General features: G+C 57.8%; 9 protein-coding genes and 1 pseudogene. 8 read left to right on the top strand and 2 right to left on the bottom strand.

The features are described 5' to 3' along the window. Window positions 1-227: 227 nt before the first annotated feature. Window positions 228-1,448: a CaiB/BaiF CoA transferase family protein gene (locus IQK56_RS11385; protein ID WP_193863688.1), complete on the bottom strand. Its 1,221-nt coding sequence runs from the start codon at window positions 1,446-1,448 to the stop codon at window positions 228-230. Between the two features lie 12 nt (window positions 1,449-1,460). Then, a complete protein-coding gene (locus IQK56_RS11380) occupies window positions 1,461-2,642 on the bottom strand; it encodes an acyl-CoA dehydrogenase (protein WP_150674604.1) in 1,182 nt (393 codons plus the stop codon). Window positions 2,643-2,799: 157 nt separating this feature from the next. Between IQK56_RS11380 and IQK56_RS11375 the strand changes: the two genes are divergently transcribed. The 8 genes and pseudogenes from IQK56_RS11375 to IQK56_RS11340 all read left to right on the top strand — a co-directional run bounded on the left by IQK56_RS11375 (window position 2,800) and on the right by IQK56_RS11340 (window position 10,254). Next, the gene (locus IQK56_RS11375) at window positions 2,800-3,699 is read left to right on the top strand and encodes a LysR family transcriptional regulator (protein WP_122306653.1); all 900 of its coding nucleotides are present in this window, start codon (window positions 2,800-2,802) and stop codon (window positions 3,697-3,699) included. A gap of 452 nt (window positions 3,700-4,151) precedes the next feature. Beyond that, entirely contained in the window at window positions 4,152-5,273 is a 1,122-nt protein-coding gene (locus IQK56_RS11370; RefSeq protein ID WP_150674602.1) for a Re/Si-specific NAD(P)(+) transhydrogenase subunit alpha, read from the top strand. A gap of 15 nt (window positions 5,274-5,288) precedes the next feature. Then, the gene (locus tag IQK56_RS11365) at window positions 5,289-5,612 is read left to right on the top strand and encodes an NAD(P) transhydrogenase subunit alpha part 2 (RefSeq protein WP_005783507.1); all 324 of its coding nucleotides are present in this window, start codon (window positions 5,289-5,291) and stop codon (window positions 5,610-5,612) included. Then, window positions 5,612-7,047, top strand: a pseudogene (locus IQK56_RS11360) (NAD(P)(+) transhydrogenase (Re/Si-specific) subunit beta). The gene IQK56_RS11365 and the pseudogene IQK56_RS11360 overlap by 1 nt, the downstream one beginning before the upstream one ends. A 178-nt stretch (window positions 7,048-7,225) precedes the next feature. Then, a complete protein-coding gene (locus IQK56_RS11355) occupies window positions 7,226-8,719 on the top strand; it encodes an acetyl-CoA hydrolase/transferase family protein (RefSeq protein ID WP_150761196.1) in 1,494 nt (497 codons plus the stop codon). A 318-nt stretch (window positions 8,720-9,037) separates the two neighbouring features. Then, window positions 9,038-9,253 (top strand): DUF1127 domain-containing protein, encoded by a 216-nt coding sequence (locus IQK56_RS11350; protein ID WP_122306702.1) that lies wholly within the window; start codon window positions 9,038-9,040, stop codon window positions 9,251-9,253. A 267-nt stretch (window positions 9,254-9,520) separates the two neighbouring features. Next, window positions 9,521-9,841, top strand: coding sequence for a DUF2388 domain-containing protein (locus tag IQK56_RS11345; protein ID WP_150761195.1), 321 nt, complete (start codon window positions 9,521-9,523; stop codon window positions 9,839-9,841). 104 nt (window positions 9,842-9,945) lie between these two features. Then, on the top strand, window positions 9,946-10,254 hold the full coding sequence (locus IQK56_RS11340; RefSeq protein ID WP_122306704.1) for a DUF2388 domain-containing protein: 309 nt from the start codon (window positions 9,946-9,948) through the stop codon (window positions 10,252-10,254). Window positions 10,255-10,258: the final 4 nt, after the last annotated feature.

The following is a 10,258-nucleotide window of genomic DNA, read 5'->3' as shown; positions in this document are numbered from 1 at the left end:
GCTGTCAACACCTCTTTTTCCACTTCCTTTTGGCTTCGATGAACTGAAGCAACCTGCTGCCGAAAACTGCGTAACTCATTGTTTACCAAGGAGTTTTCCGTTTCGACTGCGCCGGAAGTGGGGCGAATTATAGGCTCACAGAATCTGGCGTCAACCTTTAATTTCTTATCCCTACCAATTAGTTAGAAAACCGCCAATTCGAGATCTTCTATATAGAAGAAGGACATCTAGATAACGCCCGCCTCCCTTAAAGAAGCCACATGCTCAGACTTCAGCCCCAACACACCCTGTAGCACCTGAGCGGTATGCTCGCCCAAAAGAGGAGGCGCACTGCGATACTCCACAGGCGTCTTGGATAAACGAATTGGGCTGGCAACCTGAGGCACCATCCCCGCCAATACATGTGGCAGTTGCAGTGCCAACCCGCGTGCTTTGACCTGTGGATCATCAAACACCTGCGCCAAATCATTGATCGGCCCGCAAGGCACACCCACACGCTCCAGCTGTGACACCCACTCAGCCGTTGTCTTGAACACCGTAGCCTGGCGAATCAGCGGAATCAGCTCGGCGCGATTGGCCACCCGCACCTTGTTAGTAGAAAACCGCGGATCATCCGCCCACTGGGGCTGCCCAGCCACTTCGGCGAACTTGCGAAATTGCCCGTCATTACCAACCGTCAGAATGAAATCACCATCGGCTGTGGGGAAGTCCTGATAGGGCACGATATTGGGATGAGCGTTGCCCAGGCGCTTTGGCGAGACCCCCGTCGTCAAGTAATTCATCGCCTGGTTAGCCAGACAAGCCACCTGCACATCGAGCAATGCCATATCAATGTGCTGCCCCCCACCGTCGTGATCTCGATGCGCCAGCGCAGCAAGGATTGCCACCGTGGAGTAGAGCCCCGTAAGTATGTCTGTCAGCGCCACTCCCACCTTCACCGGCCCGGCGCCTTCATTACCCTCCGGCCGACCGGTAAGACTCATCAGCCCGCCCAACCCCTGAATCATGAAGTCATAGCCCGCACGTCCGGCATATGGCCCCGTCTGGCCAAACCCAGTGATCGAGCAATAGATCAACTCCGGGTTGAGCACCTTGAGCGACTCATAGTCCAGCCCATACGCCGCCAGCCCACCGACCTTGAAGTTCTCGATCAAGATGTCGGACTTAGCCGCCAGATCCCGCACCAGTTGCTGCCCCTCCGGCCGCGTAAAGTCGATAGTCACCGACTCTTTATTACGATTGGCCGACAGGTAGTACGCCGCCTCACTGGTGTTCTCGCCATAAGCATCCTTAAGAAAGGGCGGCCCCCAGGCGCGCGTATCGTCACCGTTACCGGGACGTTCGACCTTGATCACCTCAGCCCCTAGGTCCGCAAGGATCTGTCCGGACCAAGGGCCCGCCAACACTCGCGACAAATCCAGTACCCGCAGATGCGACAGCGCGCCCATACCGCCCTCCTATTAATAGAACGCCTGAAGACCGGTTTGCGCACGCCCCAGAATCAAGGCGTGCACGTCGTGGGTACCTTCATAGGTGTTAACCACTTCAAGGTTCACCAGATGACGCGCCACCCCGAACTCGTCGGAAATACCATTGCCACCCAACATGTCCCGCGCCATACGCGCGATATCCAAAGACTTGCCGCACGAGTTGCGTTTCATGATCGACGTAATCTCAACCGCAGCGGTCCCCTCATCCTTCATTCGCCCCAGGCGTAAGCAACCTTGCAGCGCCAGGGTGATTTCGGTCTGCATATCCGCCAGCTTTTTTTGGATCAGTTGAGTTGCCGCCAGGGGACGACCGAACTGCTGACGATCCAACGTGTACTGGCGAGCGGTATGCCAGCAAGACTCGGCAGCACCCAACGCACCCCAGGAGATGCCATAGCGCGCCGAGTTGAGGCAGGTGAAAGGGCCTTTCAAGCCACGCACATCCGGGAAAATGTTCTCGTCCGGCACAAAGACGTTATCCATCACGATCTCACCGGTGATGGAGGCGCGCAGGCCGACCTTGCCATGAATCGCTGGCGCACTCAGGCCTTTCCAGCCTTTCTCCAAGACAAAACCACGGATATCGCCTGCGTCGTCCTTGCCCCACACTACAAACACGTCCGCAATCGGGCTATTGGTGATCCACATCTTGGCGCCTGTCAGGCTGTAGCCACCATCCACCTTGCGCGCACGCGTGATCATCGCACCGGGGTCAGAGCCGTGGTCAGGCTCGGTCAAACCAAAACAGCCAATCCATTCTCCCGAGGCCAGTTTCGGCAAGTACTTCTGCTTTTGCGCTTCGGTACCGAACTCATTGATAGGCACCATCACCAGTGACGACTGCACACTCATCATCGAGCGATAACCAGAGTCAACACGCTCAACTTCACGCGCAATCAACCCGTAACTGACGTAGTTCAAGCCACTGCCGCCGTACTGCTCAGGGATCATCGCCCCCAGCAAACCGGTTTCACCCATTTCACGGAAAATCGCCGGATCGGTCTTTTCATGGCGGAAGGCTTCCAGCACACGAGGAGCCAACTTGTCCTGGGCGAAGCGCTCGGCACTGTCACGCACCATGCGCTCCTCTTCAGTGAGCTGTTGATCCAGCAGCAGCGGGTCGATCCAGTTAAAGCTTGCCTTGCCAGCCATGAATAAGTCCTCGCACAGAAATTCAGAAGTCGTGGATGGAGCCTAGGCCGCGCTTGCAGGGAGAGCAAACGAGGTTTCCGCATAGGCTTGTGCTAATTTGTCACTTCGTAATACTCAGTAGTGGCGCAGGTGCGCTTTAGATGTGAGCACAAGGTACATGCGCAGAAAAATTCCCAGCACAACCGCCCTCGTCAGCTTTGAAGCGGCAGCCCGTCACGAGAGCTTTACCAAGGCTGCCCACGAGCTCTCCATTACCCAAGGCGCGATTTGTCGGCAGATCGCCAGCCTTGAGGAGTTTTTGAGTGTCGAACTGTTTCGGCGCTCACGGCGTGGGGTAAAGCTGACCGAGGCGGGGCTGTCCTACAGCCGCAGAGTGGCAACTCAGCTGGATGCCGTCGAGCGCGACACCCTCTCAGTCATGGGCCAGCAAGGCGCCAACACTATAGAACTGGCCGTAGTGCCTACGTTCGGTACGCAATGGCTGATCCCTCGACTCAAGGACTTTCAACGCAAGCACCCCGAGGTGACTGTGAACCTGACCAACCGCACGCGCCCCTTTCTGTTCGCCGATACCGAGTTCGACGCGGCGATCTACTTCGGTGACGCTGATTGGTCCGGTACCGAATCTCACCGACTGATGGGAGAAAATCCCGTCCCCGTCTGCAGCCCGCGCCTTTTGGGCGAACGCAAGCGGTTCACCCCGCAGCAGATCGCGGAACTGCCATTGCTGCAGCAGACCACACGCCCCTATGCCTGGCGCCAATGGTTCAACGCCCAGCAACTGAACGTCCCTCGCGACATGACAGGCCCGCGTTACGAGCTATTCTCGATGCTGTCCCAGGCAGCCATGCACGACATGGGCATTGCACTGATCCCCCCGTTCCTTATCCAGCGAGAGCTGGACGAGCATCAATTGGTGATCGCAAGCCCTGAGGTGCTAACGAGCTCGAAGGCTTATTACCTGATGATTCCTGACAGAAAAGTCGAATCAGCCTCGCTGCACGCGTTCCGAGATTGGCTTATTGACCAATCTCAGCGCTATAGCCCCAGTAGTTAAAGGCCAAAGCCCCAATATTGACTTTGTAGTCAGTTAATTTGTGATCCTACAGATATACGTATATGTCGCATTTTCACAGACTGTACCTGTCTATCAAAAATAGGGCTTAAGGCCATGATTTGCGTGGCTTACAGCGACTCCAACAGGCCAATGCCCGACTATTCACAGCAATCATGGCAAAACACCTATCATTCACCTCGAGCCCTTTAAATACCTGTATTTAAAGAGGTTATTTCGGCATGTTGCGACAATCAGTCACAGGGTGACTTGTAGTTAATTTTTCGTCACCCGTCATAATCCCTTGAAGGCCGTAAAGTTCGCCTGCAAAATGCCGCGCCCCGCTGTCATTTCAGCGGGATCGTGCTGATCGGCCGCCCCAGTTGCGCCACTCGCGGTGCACTGGCCTTTTTACAAAAAGATCAAAAGCAAAAAGATCATGCAGGAGATTTGACGTGCACATTGGTGTTCCTCTCGAAACCCAGACCGGTGAAACGCGGGTGGCTGCCACCCCGGAAACCATCAAGAAGCTGATCGGCCAGGGCCATAAGGTCACTGTACAAAGCGGGGCCGGTCTTAAAGCCAGCGTCGTCGACAGTGCCTATGAAACAGCAGGCGCAACCATTGGTAGTGCCAATGATGCGTTCGGCGCCGAGCTGATCCTCAAGGTGGTGGCGCCCAGCGACAGCGAACTCACGCTGATCAAAAGTGGCACCGTGTTGGTGGGCATGCTCAATCCGTTCAGCAACGAAACCATTGCCAAGCTGGCCGGGCAGGGCATCACCGCCTTTGCCCTGGAAGCCGCGCCACGCACCTCGCGTGCCCAGAGCCTCGACGTGTTGTCCTCGCAAGCCAACATCGCCGGTTACAAGGCCGTGCTGCTCGCCGCTCATCACTACCCGCGCTTCATGCCGATGCTGATGACCGCCGCCGGCACCGTCAAAGCCGCTCGCGTGCTGATTCTCGGAGCCGGTGTTGCTGGCCTGCAGGCCATCGCTACGGCGAAACGTCTGGGTGCAGTGATCGAAGCGTCTGACGTACGCCCGGCCGTGAAAGAGCAGATCGAATCCCTCGGCGCCAAGTTTGTCGACGTGCCCTACGAAACCGACGAAGAGCGCGAATGCGCCGTCGGTGTCGGGGGTTACGCACGCCCGATGCCCACCAGTTGGATGCAACGCCAGGCTCTGGCCGTGCACGAGCGCGCCAAGCAAGCCGATATCGTCATCACCACTGCACTGATTCCCGGCCGTAAAGCGCCGACATTGTTGAGCGCCGAAACCGTCGCACAGATGAAACCCGGCTCGGTGGTCATCGATCTCGCTGCGGCCCAAGGTGGCAACTGCCCGCTGACCGTGGCAGATGAAACCGTGGTGGAAAACGGCGTGATCATTTGCGGCCCGACCAACCTTGCCGGCGCCGTCGCTGCCGACGCGTCAGCCTTGTACGCGCGCAACCTGCTGGACTTCCTGAAGCTGGTCTTCAACAAGGAAGGGCAGTTTGAACTCAACCTCGAAGACGACATCGTCGCCGCGTGCCTGATGTGCCGCGACGGCCAAGTCATCCGCAAAAACGCCTAAGCAGGGATTCAGACGATGGAAGAGCTTATCTCCCCCGGTATCTACAACCTGATCATCTTTGTGCTGGCGATTTATGTCGGTTACCACGTGGTCTGGAACGTTACCCCCGCGCTGCACACGCCGCTGATGGCGGTGACCAATGCAATCTCGGCAATCGTGATTGTCGGCGCCATGCTGGCTGCCGCCCTCACCGTGACGCCATTGGGCAAGACCATGGGCACGCTCGCCGTGGCCCTCGCAGCCGTTAACGTGTTCGGCGGCTTCCTGGTAACTCGTAGGATGCTTGAGATGTTCAAGAAGAAAGCGCCCAAAGCTGTGAAAGAAGAGGTGCAGAAGTAATGAGCATGAATCTGGTAACGACGCTCTACCTGATCGCGTCGATCTGTTTCATCCAAGCCCTCAAAGGCCTGTCGCACCCCACCACGTCGCGGCGCGGCAACCTGTTCGGCATGCTTGGCATGGCTCTGGCGGTGCTGACCACCGTGGGCCTCATCTATAAGCTGGGCGCTGAACTCGCCACTGCCGGTATCGGCTACGTCATTGTCGGCCTGCTGGTCGGCGGTACCGCGGTTCGATCATGGCCAAGCGCGTGGAGATGACCAAGATGCCGGAGTTGGTCGCCTTCATGCACAGCATGATCGGCCTCGCCGCCGTCTTTATCGCCATCGCCGCCGTGGTTGAGCCGCAATCGTTGGGCATCGTCAAACACCTGGGCGACGCAATCCCCGCCGGCAACCGCCTGGAACTGTTCCTCGGTGCGGCCATTGGTGCAATCACCTTCTCCGGTTCGGTGATCGCGTTCGGCAAACTGTCGGGCAAGTACAAGTTCCGCCTGTTCCAGGGCGCACCGGTACAGTTCGGCGGCCAGCACAAGATCAATCTGGTGCTCGGCCTGCTCACGCTGGGCCTGGGCCTGGCGTTTATGTTCACCGGCAACCTCACCGCCTTCGCGCTGATGCTGGCCCTGGCCTTCGTGCTGGGCGTGCTGATCATCATCCCGATCGGCGGCGCCGACATGCCAGTAGTGGTGTCGATGCTCAACAGCTACTCCGGCTGGGCGGCGGCGGGTATCGGCTTCTCGCTGAACAACTCGATGCTGATCATCGCCGGTTCGCTCGTAGGCTCCAGCGGCGCGATCCTGTCGTACATCATGTGCAAGGCGATGAATCGTTCCTTCTTTAATGTACTGCTCGGCGGTTTCGGCAATGCGCCGGATGCTGGCGCGGCGGCAGGCTCTAAAGAAGCACGCCCGGTCAAATCGGGTTCGGCTGATGACGCCACTTTCCTTCTGACCAACGCCGACACCGTGATTATTGTCCCGGGCTACGGCTTGGCAGTGGCACGCGCACAACACGCGCTGAAAGAGCTGACCGAGAAGCTGACCCATCGCGGCGTGACCGTGAAGTACGCGATCCACCCGGTGGCGGGCCGTATGCCCGGCCATATGAACGTCCTACTGGCCGAGGCAGAAGTGCCTTACGACCAAGTGTTCGAGATGGAAGACATCAACTCGGAATTCGGCCAGGCCGACGTAGTACTGGTGCTCGGCGCGAACGACGTGGTCAACCCGGCCGCCAAGAACGACCCGAACTCGCCAATTGCTGGCATGCCGATCCTCGAAGCGTTCAAGGCCAAGACCATCATCGTCAACAAGCGCTCGATGGCCAGTGGTTATGCCGGCCTGGATAACGAGCTGTTCTATCTGGACAAGACCATGATGGTCTTTGGTGATGCCAAGAAGGTCATCGAAGACATGGTCAAAGCCGTCGAGTAACACTGCTTCAGCGCAATACTCGAAACCCCGGCCTGCGATAGGCTGGGGTTTTTTATTACTCATGAAACCCGACCAAAGGCTCTAAATCACTACTCGGCATTCGACCATGGTAGCGGGCCGAAACTTTTTGAAATCACTACACTGCCCACCTTGCTTCCGTAGCCTGAGATAACAATTCATGTACCGTGATCGTATCCGCTTGCCTTCGTTGTTGAACAAGGTCATGAGCGCGGCAGACGCCGCCGCACTGATCGAGGACGGCATGACCGTCGGCATGAGCGGCTTCACCCGAGCCGGTGAAGCCAAGGCCGTGCCCCACGCCCTGGCCGAGCGCGCCAAGACGTCGCCGCTGAAAATCACCCTGATGACCGGTGCCAGCCTGGGTAATGACCTGGACAAGCAACTGACCGAAGCCGGTGTACTGTCGCGACGCATGCCGTTCCAGGTCGACAGCACCCTGCGCAAGGCAATCAATGCCGGCGAAGTCATGTTTATCGACCAGCACCTGTCGGAAACCGTCGAGCAGCTGCGCAACAACCAGCTCAAGCTGCCGGACATTGCGGTGATTGAGGCTGTGGCGATCACAGAGCTTGGGCATATTGTGCCCACCACCTCCGTGGGTAACTCGGCCAGCTTCGCGATTTTCGCCAAGCAGGTGATCATCGAGATCAACCTGGCGCACAACCCGAACCTGGAAGGGTTGCACGACATCTATATCCCGACCTACCGACCGACTCGCACGCCGATCCCACTGGTGAAGGTCGATGACCGCATCGGCAGCACCGCGATTCCCATCCCGCCGGAAAAGATCGTCGCCATTGTCATCACCAACCAGGCGGACTCGGCTTCTACGGTTACGCCTCCCGACAGCGACACCCAAGGGATCGCCAATCACTTGATCCACTTCCTCAAGCAGGAAGTGGAGGCCGGACGCATGACCAACAAGCTCGGCCCGCTGCAGGCCGGTATCGGGAACATCGCGAACGCGGTGATGTGCGGATTGATCGATTCGCCGTTCGAAGACCTGACCATGTATTCCGAAGTGCTGCAGGACTCGACCTTCGACCTGATCGACGCCGGCAAGCTGAGCTTTGCCTCGGGCAGCTCGATCACGCTGTCGGAGCGGCGCAACGCCGACGTGTTCGGCAACCTGGAGCACTACAAGGACAAGCTGGTGCTGCGCCCGCAGGAAATCTCCAACCACCCTGAAGTGGTGCGTCGACTGGGCATTATCGGGATCAACACTGCGCTGGAGTTCGACATCTACGGCAACGTCAACTCCACCCACGTCTGCGGCACCCGCATGATGAACGGCATCGGCGGCTCAGGCGATTTTGCACGTAACGCGCATCTGGCGATCTTCGTTACCAAATCAATTGCCAAGGGCGGCGCAATTTCAAGCGTGGTGCCGATGGTCAGCCATGTGGACCATACCGAGCATGATGTCGACATCCTTGTGACCGAAATCGGCCTCGCTGACTTGCGTGGCCTGGCGCCACGGGAGCGCGCCCGCGTGATCATCGACAACTGTGTACACCCCGCGTACCGCGATGCGCTGAACAGTTACTTCAACACAGCCTGTGCCATCGGCGGGCACACCCCACACATCCTGCGCGAAGCACTGAGTTGGCACATCAACCTGGAAGAAACCGGGCATATGCTCAAGGCTTGATTGATACAGATCCGAGCTGATGCAAACACAGTTTCATCAGCTCGGCGGTATCACCGCCACTTCCGTCAAAAACTGTACTGCTGTACCGGTCTTTTCCGACAGAAAAATCCTACCTCAACCCTCATAAATGCTTATTTCGCACCACTTCAGTGCGGACAGGTACAGTTGCCCCATTTCCGTACAGTACAGCACCCATAAACAGTTAACTGGCCCCTCACAATACAGGTGAACTGTATCTAGAGAGTCTTGCGCCGGAAGAGGATCATTGGCATCAGTTAAACCACTACCTAATCCCGCCATAAGCGGAAGGATGTCATCATGGAACGTACACTCAGTTCCGAACTGTTCTTCGAAGAGAAAGCTGTAAACTCCCAGGCTTCCATGCCTCTGCGCGTTCTTGCCAACCTGATGTTGTGGCAGCGCCGTATCTCCAGCCGCCACCAACTGGCTCGTCTGGATTCGCGTCTGCTGGCTGACGCCGGTATCAGCGAAGCTCAACGCTACGAAGAGCTCAGCAAGCCGTTCTGGCGCTAATTGGCGCTCGCTGGCCCTGACCCAACGGGTCCACTGCCAGCACTGATTTGTTAAGACAAAGCCCGCCCCGGGAGACCGGAGGCGGGCTTTGTTGTTTTCGAGGCGTGGATTTTCAACGCTGATTTCATCGAGACCGATACAGTTTAAAAAGTAAGCCATACAATAGGTACAGTCAGCCAGCCCACACAAAACCTACCCGAACTGACAAGCCCCGGCCTAATATCCAATCTAAAGCCACCTTTACTGCTCATCTACAGGAGTCACCCCATGCCCCGTCTTCGCCTGCTTAGTGCCGCCGCCCTGTTGGTCCTGGCTGCAAATGCCAACGCCACCAGCTTCATTGTGACCACCGATTCCATCGTCGGCGCACTGAAGGCCACGTCCGACGCCACCTCCGACGCCACTTCGTCCCTACGCGATAACAAGGTTGTGCGCGCCGCCCGTGACGACGCCGCCAGCTTTGTTGCCAGCGAAGGCGCCATCCGTGGTGTCAAGCTGGAAAGCGCCCTGGCACAGATCCGTCAACAAGCCCCACAACTAAACACCGCGTCTGACGCACAGTTGGCCCAAGCCATCCTGGCTATCTGATCGAGAGAAATGAAGGGAGCGCAAACCGCTCCCGGATGCCTCGGCGCTGGCTCTCGCCCGGGCATTGCGCTAGCCTTGGCGCTCGCTATCAGTCGTCGAGTCCCATGGCTTTTTCATACCGCCTGTTAATTGTCCCTGTCGTGTTTTTCGCCGGTTGGTCGCCACTGGCTTCGGCCTTTGACCTGACCATCCAGAGCACCGTCGCGAGCGCGTATGCCACCAGCAAGGTGACCTCCGCACCGTTCGACCGCAAAGTAGTAGTGGCCGCCCAGGATGACGCCGCCGCGTTCATCGCCACTGACGGCCAATGGCGGGGGGCGCGGCTGGAATCGGCATTGGATTACCTGCGCCGGACCCAACCAAAACTTCATGCAAGCGACCTTGAACTGGCGCAGGCAATTCTCGTCCAATAATCAT

Source organism: Pseudomonas cyclaminis (assembly GCF_015163715.1).
GTDB lineage: Bacteria > Pseudomonadota > Gammaproteobacteria > Pseudomonadales > Pseudomonadaceae > Aquipseudomonas > Aquipseudomonas cyclaminis.
Note: the sequence above shows the minus strand (reverse complement) of the source record. Positions and strands in the feature narration are given on the sequence as shown.

What these genes read in the sequence shown, in the direction of transcription:
- IQK56_RS11365 (WP_005783507.1), top strand. Translation starts at nt 5,289, where the DNA reads ATGGAAGAGCTTATCTCCCCCGGTATCTACAACCTGATCATCTTTGTG.
- IQK56_RS11350 (WP_122306702.1), top strand. Translation starts at nt 9,038, where the DNA reads ATGGAACGTACACTCAGTTCCGAACTGTTCTTCGAAGAGAAAGCTGTA.
- IQK56_RS11355 (WP_150761196.1), top strand. Translation starts at nt 7,226, where the DNA reads ATGTACCGTGATCGTATCCGCTTGCCTTCGTTGTTGAACAAGGTCATG.
- IQK56_RS11380 (WP_150674604.1), bottom strand. Translation starts at nt 2,642, where the DNA reads ATGGCTGGCAAGGCAAGCTTTAACTGGATCGACCCGCTGCTGCTGGAT.
- IQK56_RS11385 (WP_193863688.1), bottom strand. Translation starts at nt 1,448, where the DNA reads ATGGGCGCGCTGTCGCATCTGCGGGTACTGGATTTGTCGCGAGTGTTG.
- IQK56_RS11345 (WP_150761195.1), top strand. Translation starts at nt 9,521, where the DNA reads ATGCCCCGTCTTCGCCTGCTTAGTGCCGCCGCCCTGTTGGTCCTGGCT.
- IQK56_RS11375 (WP_122306653.1), top strand. Translation starts at nt 2,800, where the DNA reads ATGCGCAGAAAAATTCCCAGCACAACCGCCCTCGTCAGCTTTGAAGCG.
- IQK56_RS11340 (WP_122306704.1), top strand. Translation starts at nt 9,946, where the DNA reads ATGGCTTTTTCATACCGCCTGTTAATTGTCCCTGTCGTGTTTTTCGCC.